Origin of the sequence: Neisseria sp. HMSC061B04, from assembly GCF_001836705.1 — a bacterium.
Classification (GTDB): domain Bacteria; phylum Pseudomonadota; class Gammaproteobacteria; order Burkholderiales; family Neisseriaceae; genus Neisseria.
In genome coordinates, this window is the sequence record NZ_KV830191.1 from 130,278 (window position 1) to 149,658 (window position 19,381).

Genomic DNA, 19,381 nt, shown 5'->3' on the forward strand with positions numbered 1-19,381 from the left:
CATGAACATTACCATCGTCGCCCCTTATTGCTCGCTGCCGTCCGAGCCGCATTTCAACCGCTTCTGGTATCTTGCCGAGCTGTTGTCGCAGTCGCATGACGTGTTGCTGATTACCAGCAATTTCAAACACTACGACAAATCTTTCAGACGGCCCGAAGATGCAAAGGCCGCCTCACAAGGCCGTCTGAAAGTGATGTTGTTGGAAGAAAGCGGATACAGCAAAAACGTGTCTTTAGGGCGCGTGACCAGCCATCACCGCTTCGTCAAACATTTTGAAAAATGGTTGGAAAACTGCCGTCCGGGAGAACAAGACGTCGTCTTTTCCGCCTATCCGCTGATTGCCACCAACCTGCTCTTGGGCAAACACAAAGCGCGTTTGGGCTACAAGCTGATTGTCGATGTGCAGGACGTATGGCCGGAGTCCTTCTCCTCAGTCGTACCGTTTTTGAAAAAAGTACCGCACAACCTGCTGCCCTTTGCTTCACGCGCCAACCAAGCCTACCGCTACGCCGACGCGCTGGTCGCCGTATCGCAGACTTATCTCGACCGCGCCAAAGAAGCCAATCCGAATGTACCCGGCGAAGTCGTCTATATCGGCGCGGACTTTCCCAAACTCGATGCCGCGCCTGCCAAAAATTTCGGCGACGACAAAACCCGCTTTTTCTACTTGGGCACGCTCAGTTACAGCTATGACGTGGAAACCGTGTGCAAAGGCGTTCGCAAGCTGTTGGACGCCGGCGAAAACGTCGAGTTGCACATCATGGGCGGTGGCCCCGATTTAGACAGGCTCAAACAATATGCCTGCGACGGCATCAAGTTTTACGGCTACATTCCTTACGCCGAAATGATGTCGGTCGCCAAGGGCTGCGACATCTCCGTTAACGCCATCCACTCTTACGCCATGCAGTCGATTACCAACAAACTGTCCGACTATATGGCTTTGCAAAAACCGATTCTGAACAGCCAGGTCAACGATGAAGTTGCCGAAGTCCTTACCCTGCTGCCGCATGCGAACTACCGTTCTGGCGATGTGGACAGCTTCGTTCAAGCCGCCAAAGATATTTTGAAGCGCAAAGACGATCCTGTTCAGTCCGAAGAAATCGTCCGCCGCTTCAAGCGCGACGTTGCCTATCAAAAAATCGTCAACCTGATTGAAAGATTAGCTCATGAATAAATTTTTCAAACGCCTGTTTGACATTGTTGCCTCAGCCTCAGGGCTGATTATCCTGTCGCCCGTGTTTTTGATTTTGGTGTACCTCATCCGCAAAAACCTAGGCTCGCCCGTGTTCTTCATCCAAGAGCGGCCGGGCAAGGATGGCAAGCCGTTCAAAATGATTAAATTCCGCTCCATGCGCGATGCAATCGATAAAGACGGCAACCCGCTACCGGACAGCGAACGCCTGACCGATTTCGGCAAAAAATTACGGGCCACCAGCTTGGACGAACTTCCTGAATTATGGAATGTCTTAAAAGGCGAGATGAGTTTGGTTGGCCCTCGTCCGCTGCTGATGCACTACCTGCCGTTGTACAACGACTTCCAAAACCGCCGCCACGAAATGAAACCGGGCGTAACCGGTTGGGCGCAAGTCAATGGCCGCAACGCTATTTCATGGGACGAAAAGTTCGCCCACGATGTTTGGTACATCGACCACTTCAGCTTCTGGCTGGATATTAAAATTTTGTTCCTGACGGTTAAAAAAGTCTTCGTCAAAGAAGGCATCTCAGCCGAAGGAGAAGCCACTATGCCTTATTTCACGGGTAATAAAACTGATGAAAAAAAATAACATACTGATTCTGTCGGCAGGCCGCCGCGTCGAATTGGTGCAGGACTTCCAAACCGAAGCCGCACGTTTTTCAGACGGCATCGGCGTATTTGCCACTGACCTCAATCCCCACATGTCTTCAGCTTGTCATGTCGCCGACCGCGCTTTCAGCGTACCGCGCATCGACGCAGCCGAATACATCGACAGCATTTTCGAACTGGCCAAACAAAACAACATCGGCCTGATTGTGCCGACCATCGATACCGAACTGCTCAAGCTGGCCGAAGCACGCGACCGTTTTGAAGCCGAAGGAATACACATCGTCATTTCCGACGCCAAACTGATTACCCTGTGCCGCGACAAGCGCCTGACCGCAGGCCTGTTTGCACAATACGGCATCCGTTCGCCTGAAATTTACGAACGGGACAGCCTGGTCTTCCCGTGTTTTGCCAAGCCTTACGACGGCAGCCGCGCCATCGGTGCGAAAAAAATCAACACACCGGCCGATCTGACTGCCGACATTGCCGAAGATCCGAAAATGATGTTCGCCCAATACATCGATATTGAAAATGCTTTTTCCGAGTTTACCGTCGATATGTATTACGACCGTCAAGGCCGTCTGAAATGCGCCATTCCTCGCGAACGTTTGGAAGTGCGTACCGGCGAAGTCAGCAAAGGCGCAACCCGGCGCAATGCCCTGTATGAAGAGCTGGTTGCAAAAATGGCCGTATTGGAAGGCGCACGCGGCTGCATTACCGCGCAGTTCTTCGTCAGCAAAACTGACAATACGACCTACGGCGTGGAAATCAATCCGCGTTTCGGCGGCGGTTTCCCACTGACCTACGCCGCAGGCGGCAACTATCCGGGCTGGCTGATTCAAGAATATATCGGCGGCCAAGACGTCCCCTTCTCCGACGACTGGGAAAACAATTTAATCATGCTTCGTTATGATGCTAAGGTTTTAGTAAGAGAATATGATTAAGCCGGAAGAATCCGTCATCGTTTTTGACCTTGACGATACGCTTTACTCCGAACATGACTACAAATGCTCCGGAATACGGGCAGTTGTAGAGATGATTACGTCGCTTTACCCGCAATACGATGCCGGCGTACTATATGAAATTGCCGACAATAAAAGTAAAGACTGGCTCGACAATTTGTGTCATCATTGCAAATTAAACGAATCAGAGAAACAATCACTCTTGTGGCAATATCGACTGCATCAGCCTGCCATCCGACCCTATGTCGAACCGTCTTTTTTACGGAAGCTGATGCGCCCTTTTGCCGCACGCGCCCTGATTACAGACGGCCGCAGCCTGACACAGCGGTTGAAAATACAGGCCTTGGGCCTGACCGATTTGTTTGACGACATTTTGATTTCGGAAGCCATGCAATCGGAAAAGCCCGACGACAAGCGTTTCGTTTTCCTGCAAAACAAATATCCGGCCGCAAAACGTTTTATTTACATCGGCGACAACATCAAAAAAGATTTTGTCGCACCCAACAAACTGGGTTGGCTCTCCATAGGCATCATGCCTAAGCCGCACAATATTCATCAAGCCGAGCCCGAGCAATACGGCCGTGAATACCAGCCCACCCTTTGGATAAACACCCTGGAAGAATTGACTACACTGACAACTTCCGCCACCGAAAAAGCAAATGCATAAGGGACATTTCTCCATGAAAATCTTATTTATGGGTCGTAAACAGGTTTCCGCCAACCTGCTTCGTTTTTTGACCAAACAAGACCATATCGAAATCGTCGGTGTCTTGACCGACAGTCATCTGCAAGGCTCGCCGACCACGGCTGCCGCGCAGGAATTGGGCCTGCCCCTGTACACCTTCGATACGGCTTTGGAAGCAATGCGTGAAGGCCGTCTGAAATACGATTTGGGCTTGTCCGTCCTTTACTGGCGCAAGCTGCGTGATGAATTCCTGAGCATTCCGACTTTAGGCACAATCAACTTCCACCCTGCGCTGTTGCCCGAATACAAAGGCACAGGCGGCTACAACCTGGCTATCATGGATGAGCTGAACGAATGGGGCAACACCGCCCACTACGTCGATGCCTCCATCGACACCGGCGAAATCATCGAAGTGGACCGCTTCCCCATCGCCGCCGAAACAGAAACCGCCCAATCGCTCGAACGCAAAACCATGCAGGCGCTGGAGCCGTTCGCACAACGCATCATCGCCCGCGCCATCGAGTCGAAAACCAAATTGCCGACCACACCCAACATCGGCGGCCGCTACGTCAGCCGCGACGAAATGGAAGCCATGAAGCAAATCCTCGACGGCGACAATATCGAGAAGAAAATCCGCGCCTTCTGGTTCCCGCCTTACGACGGCGCATACGTCGAAATCAACGGTCAGAAATACACCCTGATCAACCGCCAACTGCTGGAAGAAATCGCCCCCAAAGGCTCAACCAGTCTTTTCGCAGGAAAAACAAATGCTTAATACATCACTCTCCCCATGGCCAAGCTTTACTCAAGAAGAAGCCGATGCCGTTTCCAAAGTCCTGCTGTCCAACAAAGTCAACTACTGGACAGGTACGGAATGTCGCGAATTTGAAAAAGAATTTGCTGCCTTTGTCGGCACGCAATACGCCGTCGCCCTTTCTAACGGTACGTTGGCTTTGGACGTAGCCCTCAAAGCAATGGGCATCGGCCAAGGCGATGATGTGATTGTCACTTCGCGCACCTTCTTGGCTTCAGCGTCCTGTATCGTGACCGCCGGCGCCAATCCGGTTTTCGCCGATGTCGATTTGAACAGCCAAAACATCAGCGCCGAAACCATCAAAGCCGCGCTGACGCCAAACACTAAAGCCATCATCGTGGTTCACCTTGCCGGCATGCCTGCCGAAATGGACGACATCATGGCGTTGGCCAAAGAACATAACTTGTGGGTTATCGAAGACTGCGCCCAAGCGCACGGCGCGAAATACAAAGGCAAATCCGTCGGCTCTATCGGCCATGTCGGTGCATGGTCGTTCTGCCAAGACAAAATCATGACCACCGGCGGCGAAGGCGGCATGGTAACGACCAACGACAAAGAGCTGTGGAGCAAAATGTGGTCGTACAAAGACCACGGCAAAAGCTACGATGCCGTGTACCACCGCGAACACGCACCCGGTTTCCGCTGGCTGCACGAAAGCTTCGGTACCAACTGGCGCATGTTGGAAATGCAGGCGGTCATCGGCTGCATCCAGCTCAAACGCATGCCCGAATGGACGGCGCGCCGCCAAGAAAACGCCGCCAAACTGGCTGAAAGCTTGGGCAAATTCGCTAGCATCCGTTTGGTTGAAGTGGCCGACTACATCGAACACGCGCAATACAAGTTCTACGCCTTCGTCAAACCCGAACGCCTGAAAGACGGCTGGACGCGCGACCGCATCGTCAGCGAACTGAACGCACGCAAAGTCCCCTGCTATCAAGGCAGCTGCTCCGAAGTGTATTTGGAAAAAGCCTTTGACAACACGCCTTGGCGTCCGAAAGAGCGACTGAAAAACGCTGTCCAACTGGGCGACACCAGCCTGATGTTCTTGGTGCATCCGACCCTGACCGATGAAGAAATTGCGTTCTGCAAAGAAAACATAGAAGCCGTATTGACTGAAGCCACGGCATAATCATTTTCAGACGGCCTGCAACTTCAGGCCGTCTGAAAAAAGCAAAACAGCCTGCTTCAAACAATCTGTACCAAGCCACATTACAACACTCAGACACACGTAAAAAATAAAATGAACTTGGAAACCCTGCTGGCTCTGCCGCGCAATCTAAAAAAAACCTTCTTCGTCATTCACGATATCTTGATGATCTTCGTGGCGTTTTGGTTTGCCCAAAGCCTTAAAGTGCAATACTCCGACGAATGGTTGAGTATCGCCAACTGGCTGGCTTTCGGCAGCACCGCGTTGCTGACCATCATCCTTTTCATCCGTATCGGCCTCTACCGTGCCGTTACGCGCTTCGTCAGCGTCCGCGTCCTGACCGCCGCCGCATTCGGCAGCATTATTTCAGCGGTCTTGTTCTGCCTGACCACCCTGGTTTTTGAACAAAAACTGCACCTTGCCCTGCCCATCGTCTATTTCTTGGTCTTGGTGGTCGGCGTAACCAGTTCGCGCATGATCCTGCGCGCGATTCTGACCGACCACCACCGCAAGCAGATGACCCCCGTCATTATCTACGGTGCAGGCCAATCCGGCCGCCAATTGTTGGAAGCCATCAAACAGGTTAACGAATACTCGGCCATCGCCTTTGTCGATGACAACCCGAAAATCCAACGCACCGTCATCTATGACCTTGCCGTCTACAACCCCAACGAAATCCCGATGCTGATCAGCCGCTACGGCGTCCGCAAAATTCTACTGGCGATTCCAAGTTCTACGCCTGAAGAACGCAAAGACATCATCCGCCGCCTAGAAGCATACAAATGCGAAGTCCTGACCATTCCGGGCATGAAAGATTTGGTGGACGGGAAAATCAGCGTCAGCTCATTGAAAAAAATCTCCGTGGTTGATTTGCTCGGCCGCGCCCCTGTGGCACCGCGCCCTGAATTGATGAGCGCCGACATCAGCGACAAAGTCGTGATGGTGACCGGCGCAGGCGGCTCTATCGGCTCCGAGCTTTGCCGCCAAATTCTCAACTGCCGTCCGACCAAACTGTTGTTGTTTGAATTGTCCGAATTCGCCCTGTACAGCATAGACAAAGAATTGCGCGAAACCCAAGCCGCGCAAGGCAGCCAAGTCGAAGTCGTACCGCTTTTGGGTTCGGTTCAAAACAAAGAACGCCTCAGCAGTGTCATGAAGGCCTACCAAGTCGATACCGTCTATCATGCCGCAGCCTACAAACACGTCCCTATGGTCGAATTCAACACCATCGAAGGCATTCAAAACAACGTGTTCGGCACCCTCTGCTGCGCGCAGGCTGCCGTAGATGCGGGCGTTTCCACCTTTGTTTTGATTTCCACCGACAAAGCCGTCCGTCCGACCAATACCATGGGTGCCAGCAAACGCATGGCCGAACTCTGCCTGCAAGCGCTTGCCGCCGAGCCGGAACAAAAAACACGCTTCTGCATGGTGCGTTTCGGCAATGTATTGGGTTCGTCCGGCTCCGTTGTCCCGGTATTTGAAAAACAAATCGCCGAAGGCGGCCCGATTACCCTGACCCACCAAGACATTACCCGCTACTTCATGACCATTCCCGAAGCGGCGCAACTGGTTATCCAAGCCGGCGCAATGGGTAAAGGCGGCGACGTCTTCGTCCTCGACATGGGCGAATCCGTCAAAATCATCGACCTTGCCCGTCAAATGATTGTCCTCAGCGGCCTCAAAGTCAAAGACGAGCAACACCCGCACGGCGACATCGAAATCAAGATTACCGGCCTGCGCCCGGGCGAGAAACTTTATGAAGAACTGCTCATCGGCGACGAGGTGCAAAAAACCACTCATCCCCGGATTATGACCGCCAGTGAAGTAATGCTTCCATGGACGCAATTATCTGACATACTGTCGGAACTCCAAACCGCTTGTCTCCAAAGCGACCAAAACAGCCTGCGCCAACTTCTGTTGCGCGCACCGACAGGCTTCGTACCTAAAGACGGCATCTGCGACTTGGTTTGGCAACAAAACAACAAGGCCGTCTGAACATTTTCAGACGGCCCGGACACCATACTGCAAGGACTACTACATGAAAAAAACGCTCTCCCTGCTTACTCTATTTGCACTGGCTGCCTGTAACAGCACGACAGTCATTCCCGGTTCGACCATCAAAACCCGAACCAAAACCATTGTTTACACCGACAACGACACCGCAGCCGATACCAACCTTGACAGCCGCGTTGCCATTTACCCCATCACGCCCAACCTGATTGAAAAAATGCGTACGCCGCCCGTACTTTCCCAAGCCAACCAAGGCTTGGAGCAAAGCAAAAGCGCTTACCGCTACCGCATCGGCAGCGGCGACGTCCTCAACATCATGGTTTGGGCGCACTCCGACCTCAACTCCCCCATCCAGCAAAGCAACCCGCAAACCAACCAAGTCAGCCGCGGCGCCTGGGTGGATGAGGGCGGTTACATCACTTACCCGTTGGCAGGCAAAATCCAAGCCAAAGGCAAAACTTTGGACGAATTGCAAAACATCCTGACCAACCTTTTAAGACGCTACATCAAAAACCCTCAAGTCGCCATCAACGTTACCGAGTTCCGCTCGCAACGCGTTTCCGTTTCCGGCGCCATCAACCAAGCCGGCCAATTGCCGATTACCAATATCCCGATGACCATTTTGGATGCCATCAACCAAGCCGGCGGCGTTACCCAAAGCGCCGACACCCAGCACATCAAATGGACGCACAACGGCGTCGACCGCACCATTTCCCTGCAAAATATGCTGCAATACGGCGATATGTCGCAAAACCACCTCCTCAGCCATGGCGACATCGTTTACGTTCCTAACAGCAGCAACAACAAAATCTACATCATGGGCGAAGTCGGCAAACAAGCGACCCTGCCGATCGGCAACCACGGCCTCAACCTGACCCAAGCGCTCGGCGAAGTGGGCGGCATGAACCAAGCCTATGCGGATGCAACCGGCGTATTCGTAATCCGCCGCGTACCTGAAGATGCGGCCAAACCTATCCACATCTACCAGCTCAACCTGAAAGATGCGACCTCTTACGCGCTGGGCAGCGAATTCAAACTGCGTTCCGAAGACACCGTTTACGTTACCTCCGCCCCGGTTACCCGTTGGAACCGCGTGATGTCACAAATTACCAACTCCATCAGCAACGTCAACACCCTCGACAATACGTTTAAATAAGCAGTAGCTCCTGCTGTCAGACCCCGTTTGACAGCAGGATACAAAATCACGCACAATCCGACCAAATTACATAAACGGCATATAAAAGCCGTACACACCGCACAAACGGAAAAGCAGTACCTTATAGTCTGACTCACGCTTTTTTCAGACCATAAACCGAAACAATATCATGTACCACAACATACTCATCGTCTGCCTAGGCAACATCTGCCGCTCCCCCACCGCAGAGCGGATTATGCAGAAAAAACTACCCGGCCACCGCATCAGCAGCGCCGGCATAAAAGCACTGGCAGGTAAGGATGCCGATTTCCAAGCCATCAAAACCGCACTCAAACACGGCGTTATCGTTGCAGGCCATACGGCACGCCAACTGACCGCCCAAATGTGCGAACAGGCCGATTTGATTCTCGTCATGGAGCCCTGTCAAATCGACATGGTGGCCGACATCCATCCGCCGGCACGCAGCAAAACCATGCTGTTTGCCCAATGGTTGCCGAAGAAAACCGTACCTGACCCATACAAACAAAGCAGCGAAATGTTTGAAGCCGTTTTCGAACAGCTCAATGCTGCCGCAGACACTTGGAAAACCAAACTAAACGGAAAAACTCAACCGGTATAAAACCGGCATGAACAAGAAAGCAAGCAATGAAAAAAACGACCTACACACCTTATAGCGCAGACAACGACGAAATCGACTTCGGCCAACAGCTCCGCGTCATTTGGATGCACAAATACAAAATCCTCGCCGCCCTGCTTGCAGGCGGCATTCTTGGCGCAGCCTTCAGCCTGGCATCCACTCCGCAATACCGTGCCGATGCCATGCTGGAAATTGAAACGCGACAAAACCAAATCCTGACCGAAATCAACAGCATCTTCAACAACCAAACCACGCCGTCTGAAGCAGAAGTCGAGTTGGTTCAATCACGCTTGGTGCTGGGTAAAACCGTTGACGACCTTCAGCTTGACCAAGAAGTCAAAGCCAAATACACACCCGTTATCGGCAGCCTGATGCACAACATCAGCGGCGACCCCGATCCCAAACTGACCGTCGGCAGCTTTACCGTACAAGACGAATGGTTCAACAAAACCTTCACGCTGACCGCTAAGAGCAACAAAGCCTATACCCTTACCCTGCCTGACAAACGCGTTGTCGAAGGTAAGGTCGGCGTACCTCTGAAAATCAACAATCACACCACCCTCAAAATCGATCAAATACTGGCCAATCCGGGTCAAGAATTTGCGTTGACCAAGTTCTCCCGCATCAGCGCCATCGAAAACATCCAAAACAAACTGGCTGTTATCAGCAAAGGTAAAACCAGCCCCATCATCAACCTTGCCTTTACCGGCACCGACCCTAAACGTACCAGCGTCATCCTCAACAGCATTGCCGACAACTACGTTGCGCAAAACCGCGAACGCGACGTCCAAGTTGCATCCAGCGGTTTGGCTTTCATCAGCGAAGAATTACCACGCTTAAAAGAAACCTTGCAAGACGCTGAAAACAAACTCAATGCCTACCGCCAACAATCAGGCTCCCTCGACATTCCGCTCGAGTCTAAAGGCGCATTGGAAAGCCTGACCGGCATCGAAACCCAAATTACCCTGCTCAAAACCGAAGAAGCAGGTTTGGCCGAGCTGTACACGCCGGAACACCCTTCCTATAAAGCCGTATTGGACAAACTTGCCGTCCTCGAGCGCGCTAAAAACAAAATCAACCAACAAATCGCCGAGTTGCCGAACACCCAACAAGAAGTTATCCGCCTGACCCGAGACGTAGAAACCAACCAGGCTACCTACGTCCAACTGTTGAGCAAACAACAAGAACTCAACATCATGAAAGCCAGTGCGCAAGGTAATGTCCGCATCGTCGATTATGCCTATGTCCCTGAAAACCCCGTTGCACCGCGCAAAGCCGTCATCACGCTCCTGAGTGCACTTGCCGCAGGCTCATTGACCGCTTTGTGGCTGATAATTCGCAACCGCATGAAAAACGGCATTACTTCATCCGGAGAAATCGAAAACCTCAATTTAGAAGTCGTCGCTCTTGTTCCGCACTCCAAAACCCAGCAAAAACGCGACTTCTTCAAAAGCAAATTCAAGAAAACCGGCGGCCGTTCCAACTATCTGCTGGCCAGCGAAGACCGTACCGATACGGCCGTCGAAGCCATCCGCGCCCTGCGCACCAATATCTACTTCTCCATGCTGGACGCGCCCAACAACGTCCTCATGATTACCGGCGCCGCGCCTGAAGCAGGCAAGTCCTTTATCTCCGCCAACCTTGCCGCCGTAATGGCGCAGTCGGGCAAACGCGTTCTGCTTATCGATACCGATATGCGCAAAGGCTATCTTGACCGACTCTTCGGCCTTACCCCTGAGTTCGGCCTGTCCGACATCCTAAGCGGCAAGGCGGCTCCGGCCAAAGCCGTACAAGAGACCGGCATTGAAAACCTCCACCTCATCAGCAGCGGCAGCTATCCCAGCAATCCGTCCGAGCTTTTGATGGACAACCGCTTCAACGAGTTGCTCGCCCACGCGCGCCAACGCTACGATTACGTCATCTTGGACACGCCGCCCGTATTGGCCGTGACCGACGCCGTCATCATCGGCCAACATGCCGGCACCGTCCTGATGATCAGCCGTTATGCGCACACCCGTGCACGAGAGCTTGAAGCCAGCGTCGAACGCCTCAAACAAAACCACATCAATATCAAAGGTGTCGTCCTCAATGGCATGAAGCGCGAAGCCAACAACAGCTACGACTACTACGCCTACGATGCCTACCATTCCGGCAACAATAAATCATAAACCGAAGCAGGCCGTCTGAACTTTCAGACGGCCTAAGGCTTTTTAAACGGCACAAAATATTTTTCACAAACGCCGCCCTTGCACCCCAAAGCCGTTTGTTTTAAAGTAAGCCCCGTTCCCATATGGAAGAGAAACATGAATATTACCGTCATCGGCGCAGGTTCGTGGGGTACAGCTCTCGCGTTGCACTTTGCGCACCACAACAATGAAGTTGCCCTTTGGACACGCAATCCCGACCAAATCCGCACCCTGCAAGCAGATCGCGAAAACAAACGCGGCCTGCCCGGCTTCCCTTTCCCTGAGTCCCTGACCGTTCACGCCGATTTGGGCGAAGCGCTGAAAGACAGCCAACTTGCCCTGATCGTTACCTCCGTAGCCGGCCTCAGAAGCAGCGCCGAGCTGCTCAAACAGCATAACGCCGCCGATATTCCCGTTCTCGCCGCCTGCAAAGGTTTTGAACAAGATACTGGCCTCCTGACTTTCCAAGTACTGAAAGAAGTCCTGCCTAACAATAAAAAAATCGGCGTTCTCTCAGGCCCGAGCTTTGCCCAAGAACTTGCAGCCCAACTGCCTTGCGCCGTCGTTCTTGCTTCCGAAAACAAAGACTGGGTGGAAGAAACCACCGCCCAACTGAACACCAACGTAATGCGCCTATACGGCAGCACCGACGTCATCGGCGTTGCTGTGGGCGGTGCCGTTAAAAACGTCATGGCGATTGCCACCGGCCTTTCAGACGGCCTCGAATACGGTCTCAATGCACGTGCAGCCTTAGTAACACGCGGCCTTGCCGAAATCACACGCCTTGCCATCGCCATGGGCGCGCAACCCAAAACCATGATGGGCTTGGCAGGCATCGGCGACCTTATCCTGACCTGTACCGGCGCACTCTCGCGCAACCGCCGCGTCGGCCTCGGCCTCGCAGAAGGCAAAGAGTTGCATCAAGTGCTTGTCGAAATCGGCCACGTTTCCGAAGGCGTCAGCACCATTGAAGAAGTCTTCAACACCGCCGCCAAATACCAAATCGATATGCCCATCACTCAAACCCTGCTGCAACTCATCCGCAAAGAAATGACCCCGCAGCAAGTCGTTGAACGACTGATGGAACGAAGCGCGCGCTTCGAATAAATGGTCGCGCCGTCTGCCATTCAGACGGCCTGACGCACAATATGACGACCATCAGGCCGTCTGAAGGGAAACACATGAACCAATCACTGAACAATCTGGAAATCAACGTTTACCAACTTGTCCAAAAATTTGAAACGCTGGTTTCAGAAAACCGCCGTCTCAACGAAGAAATCGACAGACTCAAACTCGAGCAAGAGCAACAAAAACGCCAACACGACGCGGCCATTGACGAACTCAGCGAAGCCTTGCTGGTTCAAGTCGGCAAACTCAAAGAAGACCTGCAAAGCAAAATTGACAACCTGACTGCCGAAAAAGAAAACTACCGCAACGCGCTGGCCCAAAGTGCAGACCAAATCCGCAGCCTCATTGCCCGATTGCCCCAAGAAACACAACAATAAAAGGACGCCCCGTGAGTATCGAACAAGTCAATCTCGACATCATGAATGTCAACTTCACCATCAACACACCGAGTGAAGAAAAAGCCACCCTTCTGCAAGCCGTTGAAATGCTCAACAAGAAAAGCGATGCGATTAAAGAAAGCGGCCGCATCGTCGGCACGGACAAAATCGTCGTCATGGCAGCCCTCAACGTCGTACACGACCTCTTGAAAACCACCCTCAACGACGATTTGGCAATCGGTGAATTTGAGCGTAAAATAACCGACATGAACAACGCGTGCCAAAAAGCACTGGCGCGCTTGGAGCAAAACTAATTTCCCCTTTTCCCTGCGGTGTTCGCGAAGGCATATATTCCTTTGAACCAATACGTTCGCTTTAGGTTGCCGGGAGTTGTAGTGGGCGCGAGCGTCCGTTTGCCGGACGCACCCGAAACTACCCGAGGTGACCGCCTTGTCAGCAAGGTTCAAGCGGATTCAGCCTAAACGGCACTCGTGGGGATTCCCTAAAAAAGCCATACCGAAAGGTGTGGCTTTCCCCTTTCTAAGTAAAGACTTTCGTAAAGATTTCCGGCCGTCTGAAAAAACCGCATATTCATGCATCAAACACGCTCAATTAAGATTGACAAAAACCAATCTCCTCTTTAAAATCCATAACTTTCTATATATATCTGGATTCCAACCATGAAAACCTTCTCTGCAAAACCCCATGAGGTGAAGCGCGAATGGTTCGTCATTGACGCAGAAGACAAAGTTCTGGGTCGTGTCGCAGCCGAAGTCGCACACCGTCTGCGCGGCAAACACAAACCCGAATACACCCCTCACGTTGATACCGGCGACTACATCATCGTCATCAATGCAGACAAACTGCGCGTGACCGGTGCTAAATTCGAAGACAAAAAATACTTCCGTCACTCTGGTTTCCCAGGCGGCATCTACGAGCGCACTTTCCGCGAAATGCAAGAGCAATTCCCTGGCCGCGCTTTGGAACAAGCCGTAAAAGGCATGTTGCCTAAAGGTCCTCTGGGCTACGCCATGATCAAAAAACTGAAAGTGTACGCCGGTGCCGAACACGGCCACGCTGCACAACAACCTAAAGTTTTGGAACTGAAATAATAAGGACACGACATGAACGGTAAATACTACTACGGCACAGGCCGCCGCAAAAGTTCAGTGGCTCGTGTATTCTTGACTAAAGGTACCGGCCAAATCATCGTAAACGGCCGTCCCGTTGACGAATTCTTCGCACGTGAAACCAGCCGCATGGTTGTACGTCAACCTCTGGTTCTGACTGAAAATGCCGAATCTTTCGACATCAAAGTTAACGTAACCGGCGGCGGCGAAACCGGTCAATCCGGCGCTATCCGTCACGGCATCACCCGCGCCCTGATCGACTTCGACGCAGCCCTGAAACCAGCTCTGTCTCAAGCAGGCTTCGTTACTCGCGATGCTCGTGAAGTTGAACGTAAAAAACCAGGTTTGCGCAAAGCACGTCGTGCAAAACAATTCTCCAAACGTTAATACGTTTTCAGAATCGAATCAAAAGCCTTGCTCTGCAAGGCTTTTTTCATTTATCAAACAATCATTCAATCTTTTTTCACGGCAAATACATGACGAAAACCCTGCTCCACTACGCCAAATCATTGCTTCAGGCCGTGATTATTTTCATCTTTCTCTCCTTGATTGTCGACTGGGTACGCAAACCCGACCAACCCTTGCAATCAGCAGCGCAAACCCTCACGCTAACCAACGGACAAACCACTTCCCTCCAATCCTTCAGCCAGAACCGTGTTGCCGTTGTTTACTTTTGGGGTAGCTGGTGCGGTATTTGCTCATACACATCGCCGACCATAGAAAAACTGCATCAAGACAATATTCCGACTCTGGGCGTAGCCTTGCGCTCCGGAAGCGACCATGATATTGCCCGCCATATGCAAGAAAACAATCTATCCTTTCCAAACCTCAATGATTCAGACGGCCTGATGGCTCAAAAATGGAACATAGCCGTCACACCAACCATTATCATATTAAAAGATGGAAAAATGATTCATCACACATCCGGACTTTCCAGCTACATCGGCTTAAAAATCAGAATTTACTTAGCAGACATCTTCGGCTAAATTCATTGAAAATCCACTAAAAATAGAAAATCCAAAGAATCATCTCCGCCGAATATATTTACCCTATTCCATTTCATAAATAAATAAACTATCTCTTTCCCGATAACATATGATTTTGTTGAGATTATAAAGAAAATAGACTAAGATATAACCATAAGAACAATTGGAAACATTATTATCAAAACAAACTGTTAGAGATCTTCATCTAATATTGTGGCCGTGATGCTTTTGTTCCCATAGACCCGGTTGCCGACGGCAGCCTTAAAACAGCAATATTCGCCTTTATTAATTTACCTCACGCTTCAACGGTTTGATTTTTGATAACCCCGGAGACTTAGTAATGCCCAACCAATCTAAACATGCATCTATCAATATCGGTCTGATTCAGGCAAGGGAAGCATTGATGACCCAATTCCGCCCTATTCTGAACCAAGCCAATATTACTGACCAGCAATGGCGTATCATCCGGCTCTTAGCGGAAAACGGCACACTCGACTTTCAAGATTTGGCCAATCAGGCCTGCATCCTCCGTCCCAGCCTGACCGGCATTCTGACCCGCTTGGAAAAAGCAGGTTTGGCCGTGCGCCTGAAGCCTTCCAACGACCAACGCCGCGTTTATCTGAAACTGACGCCCGAAGGCGAGAAACTCTATGAGTCCACCGGCGCATTGGTTGACGAGCGCTATGACGCAATTGAAAAAGTCCTTTCCAAAGAAAAAATGGCACAACTCAAAGAACTCTTGGCAGAGCTGGCAAAAATCGAACAGGCATTAAAATAAAGCGAGCCGGATGACAGATTCAACACACACACTCAAGAGATCCTTCCGAGATGCCATGGCCTCCTGTGCCGCCGGTGTACACGTTATCACGACAGACGGTGAAGCAGGGCGCTATGGCATTACCATGACTGCCGTCACTGCCGTTACCGACGAGCCGCCGACAGTCATGCTGTGCATCAACCGCCAATCCGCCATCATCCCCATCCTGCAGGGCAACCGCGATTTGTGTATCAACACGCTCAACGACAGCCAGCAGGATGTCGCCGAACACTTTGCCGGACTGACCGACCTCTCGCCCGAAGAACGCTTCGAATACCATATTTGGCATAGAGGGCAAACCGGACAGCTCGAAGTCGAAGGCGCGCTGGCGCACCTACACGGCAGTATTGTCGATCAACGCGAAATCGGCACACATTACGTCTTTTTCGTTCAGATCAACGAAATCCGCAATACCGACGCGCAAGCGCCGGCATTGCTGTATTTCCGTAGGCAATTCAAATCTTTGGCATAAATAAAGGTCTCAGGCCGTCTGAAACATCTGTTTCATTTTTTCAGACGGCCTGAGACTTTTTCTGTTTCACACATTATAGGCACAACCATGAAAGCAATGATATTGGCCGCCGGTCGCGGCGAGCGCATGCGCCCTCTGACCGACCACACGCCCAAACCTTTACTCGAAGTAGCAGGCACGCCACTTATCGGTTGGCACTTGCGCCGCCTGCAGCAGGCCGGATTCACTGAAATCGTCATCAACCATGCCTGGCTTGGCCAGCAAATCGAAGACACCTTAAAAGACGGTTCGGACTACGGCGTGCGCATCGCCTATTCTCCCGAGCGCGCCGGAGGCCTGGAAACCGCCGGCGGCATTGCCACTGCCCTGCCGCTTTTGGGCAACGAGCCGTTTTTGGTCGTCAATGGCGACGTGTTGACCGACATTGATTTCCAAGCTGCACGACTGGCTGCCCAGCGTATGCAGGAACACAACCTTCTCGCCCATTTGTGGCTGGTGGACAATCCGCCCCATCATCCCGAAGGCGACTTCGGCCTGCTTTCAGACGGCCTGGTATCTGCATCATCCGCAGACGGCCAAGCCCTTACTTTCAGTGGTGTGGGCGTTTATCATCCTGCGCTTTTCAAAGACACCCCGGCACACCAGGCTGCCAAGCTTGCCCCTCTGTTGCGTCAAGCCATGAGCCAAAACCAAATCAGTGGCGAACACCATAACGGCCTTTGGTTGGACGTCGGCACAGTCGAACGCCTGCAAGAAGCCGACCGTATCGCCCAAAGCTGGTAAAACAAAAGGGACGTATCCGATACGCCCCTTTTAATATTCAAGGCCGTCTGAAAACATTGATCAAATCATTTTCAGACGGCCTCAATCCATCAATCAAATTTTGCCAATTTCTTTTCTTTCTTCATTCCCAACAGGCCATTGGCAATCATCACGCACAATCCCGACCAAATCAGTCCGTAGCCGATCAATGCGCCGCCTTGTACCGGCTCGCCCAGCCACACAATCGACACAATAAAAAGCAATACAGGCTCCAAATAGCTCAACATACCGAACACTGCCACCGGCAGCAATTGATTCGCCTTCAAATTCAAATGCATGGATATTGCACTATTAAAACCCAGCAACACAATAAAAAAGATTAAAACCGGTTTGGCCGCAATCATCGCCGGCGTATCCGTTGCCAGCACAATATACGCCAACGCAAACGGCGTAATCATCATCAAATCAAAGGTCAGCCCGATTAAGGAAGGCACGCCCAGCTTGCGGCGCAGCAGATAATAAAACGGATAAGTACCGAACACCCATACAGTCGTCCACGAAAACGCGCCCGACCGCACCAATTCACATGCCACGCCTGCATACGCCAAGATTACCGCCACCCTCTGCAACCGGTTCAAACGCTCTTTAAACCAAATCCGTCCGCCCAGCATCATCGCCAAAGGAAACAGGAAATAACCCATGGCAATGTTTACCCCTTCCCCATTGACCGGCCCCCAGACAAACAGCCACAACTGGCTGGCAAATATCGGCGTCGGCAATACAATCAGCAGCCACCGTTTCCAATCCCGGCCGACGCCATAAGCAAAACGCATTGCCGCCTGCCAACCGTTGACCATGGTCATCAGCACGCACAAAGCCGACAGCATGGCGACCATGCGCCAGGCAAACACCTCCGTCCCCGTCATCGGCCTCATCCACATGCCGTACAAAAATAGCATGGAAAACAACAAATTGGACGCTACCGCAGCCAGCAAACCTTTGGATAAATTCGTCATTTCAGACGGCCTTTTGCAATCAATCAAAGTTAATATTGTAGAAAAAACGGATGAAAAAATTACTCATCTTTTTGAATGAAGTTGTACCGCAAACATCTATTTCATTAAAGGCCGTCTGAAAACCCTGTCTTCAGGTTTTCAGACGGCCTTTCATTACATCGAAGCAGTCTAATGTATCAACCCTGCTTCACAATATCCGACAGCGGCCAGCGCGGCTTGACATTGAATGCACCGACAGCCTGACGCTCGGCAAGACGCATCGCGCCGGCAAAGGCAATCATTGCGCCGTTGTCGGTGCAATATGCCATCGGTGGGAAATAGACGTTGATTTTTTCTTCCTGCGGCTTGGGTTTGCCTTTTTCAGACGGCATTTTGACGGTTAAGCGCGAAAATTCATCGCGCAGTTTCCAGTTTGCACCCACACCGCCGGCAACCACCAAAGTTCTGAAACCTGTATCCAACAACGCTTTTTTGGCTTTGGCCGCCAATACGTCAACCACCGCATCTTGGAAAGCGCGGCAAATGTTGTTACGCGTCTGCTCGGGAATTTCATCGCAACCCGTTTCGGCGCGGACTTTTTCGACAGCGGTTAAAACGGCGGTTTTCAAACCGGAAAAGCTCATCTGCAAATCGTGCGAATGGAGCATGGGGCGTGGGAACGTGAAGGCATCAGGCGTGCCGAGTTTGGCCAACTCGGATAATTTGGCACCGCCGGGATAAGGCAGGCCCAAGAGCTTGGCCGTTTTATCAAATGCCTCGCCTGCCGCATCATCCACACTTTCACCCAGCAAGGTGTAATCGCCGATACCGCGTACAGCCATAAATTGCGTATGTCCGCCCGACACCAGCAAAGCAACAAATGGAAATTCAGGCTTGTCGTCTGCCAACAAGGGCGAGAGCAAATGGCCTTCAAGATGGTGGACAGGGATAACGGGCTTGCCGATGGCAAATGCCAACGCATTGGCAAAGCTTGAACCGGCCAGTAATGCGCCACCCAAGCCCGGACCTTGCGTAAAGGCAACCGCGTCAATATCGGCATAGCCTACGCCTGCCTCCTTCAAGCAACCTTGCGTCAACGGCACCACACGGCGGATATGGTCGCGACTGGCCAATTCGGGAACAACGCCGCCGTATTCGGCATGCATCGCCATTTGTGTGTGCAAATGATGCGCCAACAGGCCGCGCTCGGTATCGTAGAGCGCAACGCCGGTTTCGTCGCAAGATGATTCAATTCCTAATACCAACATGGTTTGAGGCCGTCTGAAAAAATGATTAAAAACGATTCAGACGGCGTT

Annotated in this window: 21 protein-coding genes and 1 other RNA gene; 20 read left to right on the forward strand and 2 right to left on the reverse strand. The window is 51.8% G+C overall.

Going from position 1 to position 19,381, the window contains the following annotated elements; all coding sequences use genetic code 11:
- The first annotated feature begins 1 nt into the window (after window position 1).
- The 20 genes from HMPREF2661_RS06090 (at window position 2) to murU (ending at window position 17,091) form a co-directional block, all read left to right on the forward strand.
- Window positions 2-1,174 carry a glycosyltransferase gene (locus HMPREF2661_RS06090; RefSeq protein ID WP_070822745.1) on the forward strand — a complete coding sequence of 391 codons (1,173 nt, stop codon included), beginning with the start codon at window positions 2-4 and terminating at the stop codon, window positions 1,172-1,174.
- On the forward strand, window positions 1,167-1,784 hold the full coding sequence (locus tag HMPREF2661_RS06095; RefSeq protein ID WP_036492790.1) for a sugar transferase: 618 nt from the start codon (window positions 1,167-1,169) through the stop codon (window positions 1,782-1,784). The genes HMPREF2661_RS06090 and HMPREF2661_RS06095 overlap by 8 nt, the downstream gene beginning before the upstream one ends.
- A complete protein-coding gene (locus HMPREF2661_RS06100) occupies window positions 1,771-2,745 on the forward strand; it encodes an ATP-grasp domain-containing protein (RefSeq protein ID WP_070822747.1) in 975 nt (324 codons plus the stop codon). Before HMPREF2661_RS06095 ends, HMPREF2661_RS06100 begins: the two co-directional genes overlap by 14 nt.
- Window positions 2,738-3,430: an HAD family hydrolase gene (locus HMPREF2661_RS06105; RefSeq protein ID WP_070822749.1), complete on the forward strand. Its 693-nt coding sequence runs from the start codon at window positions 2,738-2,740 to the stop codon at window positions 3,428-3,430. The genes HMPREF2661_RS06100 and HMPREF2661_RS06105 overlap by 8 nt, the downstream gene beginning before the upstream one ends.
- A gap of 13 nt (window positions 3,431-3,443) precedes the next feature.
- Window positions 3,444-4,223: a methionyl-tRNA formyltransferase gene (locus HMPREF2661_RS06110; RefSeq protein ID WP_070822751.1), complete on the forward strand. Its 780-nt coding sequence runs from the start codon at window positions 3,444-3,446 to the stop codon at window positions 4,221-4,223.
- On the forward strand, window positions 4,216-5,391 hold the full coding sequence (locus tag HMPREF2661_RS06115) for a DegT/DnrJ/EryC1/StrS family aminotransferase (protein ID WP_070822753.1): 1,176 nt from the start codon (window positions 4,216-4,218) through the stop codon (window positions 5,389-5,391). The genes HMPREF2661_RS06110 and HMPREF2661_RS06115 overlap by 8 nt, the downstream gene beginning before the upstream one ends.
- Before the next feature lie 111 nt (window positions 5,392-5,502).
- Window positions 5,503-7,404: a polysaccharide biosynthesis protein gene (locus tag HMPREF2661_RS06120; protein WP_003749000.1), complete on the forward strand. Its 1,902-nt coding sequence runs from the start codon at window positions 5,503-5,505 to the stop codon at window positions 7,402-7,404.
- A gap of 43 nt (window positions 7,405-7,447) precedes the next feature.
- Window positions 7,448-8,575, forward strand: coding sequence for a polysaccharide export protein (locus HMPREF2661_RS06125; RefSeq protein ID WP_070822755.1), 1,128 nt, complete (start codon window positions 7,448-7,450; stop codon window positions 8,573-8,575).
- Window positions 8,576-8,744: 169 nt separating this feature from the next.
- Window positions 8,745-9,194 carry a low molecular weight protein-tyrosine-phosphatase gene (locus HMPREF2661_RS06130; RefSeq protein WP_004520878.1) on the forward strand — a complete coding sequence of 150 codons (450 nt, stop codon included), beginning with the start codon at window positions 8,745-8,747 and terminating at the stop codon, window positions 9,192-9,194.
- A gap of 26 nt (window positions 9,195-9,220) precedes the next feature.
- Complete coding sequence (locus HMPREF2661_RS06135; protein WP_070822757.1) at window positions 9,221-11,380, forward strand: polysaccharide biosynthesis tyrosine autokinase; 2,160 nt, start codon at window positions 9,221-9,223, stop codon at window positions 11,378-11,380.
- Between the two features lie 135 nt (window positions 11,381-11,515).
- Window positions 11,516-12,505 carry an NAD(P)H-dependent glycerol-3-phosphate dehydrogenase gene (locus HMPREF2661_RS06140; RefSeq protein ID WP_070822759.1) on the forward strand — a complete coding sequence of 330 codons (990 nt, stop codon included), beginning with the start codon at window positions 11,516-11,518 and terminating at the stop codon, window positions 12,503-12,505.
- Window positions 12,506-12,579: 74 nt separating this feature from the next.
- Window positions 12,580-12,903 (forward strand): hypothetical protein, encoded by a 324-nt coding sequence (locus tag HMPREF2661_RS06145; RefSeq protein WP_036494022.1) that lies wholly within the window; start codon window positions 12,580-12,582, stop codon window positions 12,901-12,903.
- An 11-nt stretch (window positions 12,904-12,914) separates the two neighbouring features.
- Window positions 12,915-13,217, forward strand: coding sequence for a cell division protein ZapA (gene zapA / locus HMPREF2661_RS06150; RefSeq protein ID WP_003681511.1), 303 nt, complete (start codon window positions 12,915-12,917; stop codon window positions 13,215-13,217).
- A gap of 7 nt (window positions 13,218-13,224) precedes the next feature.
- Window positions 13,225-13,405: non-coding RNA, 6S RNA (gene ssrS / locus HMPREF2661_RS06155), on the forward strand.
- A 178-nt stretch (window positions 13,406-13,583) separates the two neighbouring features.
- The gene (gene rplM, locus HMPREF2661_RS06160) at window positions 13,584-14,015 is read left to right on the forward strand and encodes a 50S ribosomal protein L13 (protein WP_003684605.1); all 432 of its coding nucleotides are present in this window, start codon (window positions 13,584-13,586) and stop codon (window positions 14,013-14,015) included.
- A gap of 12 nt (window positions 14,016-14,027) precedes the next feature.
- The gene (gene rpsI / locus HMPREF2661_RS06165; protein ID WP_003681515.1) at window positions 14,028-14,420 is read left to right on the forward strand and encodes a 30S ribosomal protein S9; all 393 of its coding nucleotides are present in this window, start codon (window positions 14,028-14,030) and stop codon (window positions 14,418-14,420) included.
- 89 nt (window positions 14,421-14,509) lie between these two features.
- The gene (locus HMPREF2661_RS06170) at window positions 14,510-15,019 is read left to right on the forward strand and encodes a protein disulfide oxidoreductase (RefSeq protein WP_049322620.1); all 510 of its coding nucleotides are present in this window, start codon (window positions 14,510-14,512) and stop codon (window positions 15,017-15,019) included.
- Window positions 15,020-15,359: 340 nt separating this feature from the next.
- A complete protein-coding gene (gene hpaR / locus HMPREF2661_RS06175) occupies window positions 15,360-15,797 on the forward strand; it encodes a homoprotocatechuate degradation operon regulator HpaR (RefSeq protein ID WP_003681518.1) in 438 nt (145 codons plus the stop codon).
- Window positions 15,798-15,807: 10 nt separating this feature from the next.
- A complete protein-coding gene (gene hpaC / locus HMPREF2661_RS06180) occupies window positions 15,808-16,308 on the forward strand; it encodes a 4-hydroxyphenylacetate 3-monooxygenase, reductase component (RefSeq protein ID WP_049322621.1) in 501 nt (166 codons plus the stop codon).
- Between the two features lie 87 nt (window positions 16,309-16,395).
- A complete protein-coding gene (murU, locus tag HMPREF2661_RS06185) occupies window positions 16,396-17,091 on the forward strand; it encodes an N-acetylmuramate alpha-1-phosphate uridylyltransferase MurU (protein ID WP_049322622.1) in 696 nt (231 codons plus the stop codon).
- 89 nt (window positions 17,092-17,180) lie between these two features.
- Here murU and rarD read toward each other — a convergent pair whose 3' ends face one another.
- Both rarD and tsaD read right to left on the reverse strand, forming a co-directional pair.
- Window positions 17,181-18,086, reverse strand: a complete 906-nt coding sequence (rarD, locus tag HMPREF2661_RS06190; protein WP_070822761.1) for an EamA family transporter RarD — start codon at window positions 18,084-18,086, stop codon at window positions 17,181-17,183.
- Between the two features lie 176 nt (window positions 18,087-18,262).
- Complete coding sequence (tsaD, locus tag HMPREF2661_RS06195) at window positions 18,263-19,333, reverse strand: tRNA (adenosine(37)-N6)-threonylcarbamoyltransferase complex transferase subunit TsaD (protein ID WP_070822763.1); 1,071 nt, start codon at window positions 19,331-19,333, stop codon at window positions 18,263-18,265.
- Window positions 19,334-19,381 lie beyond the last annotated feature (48 nt).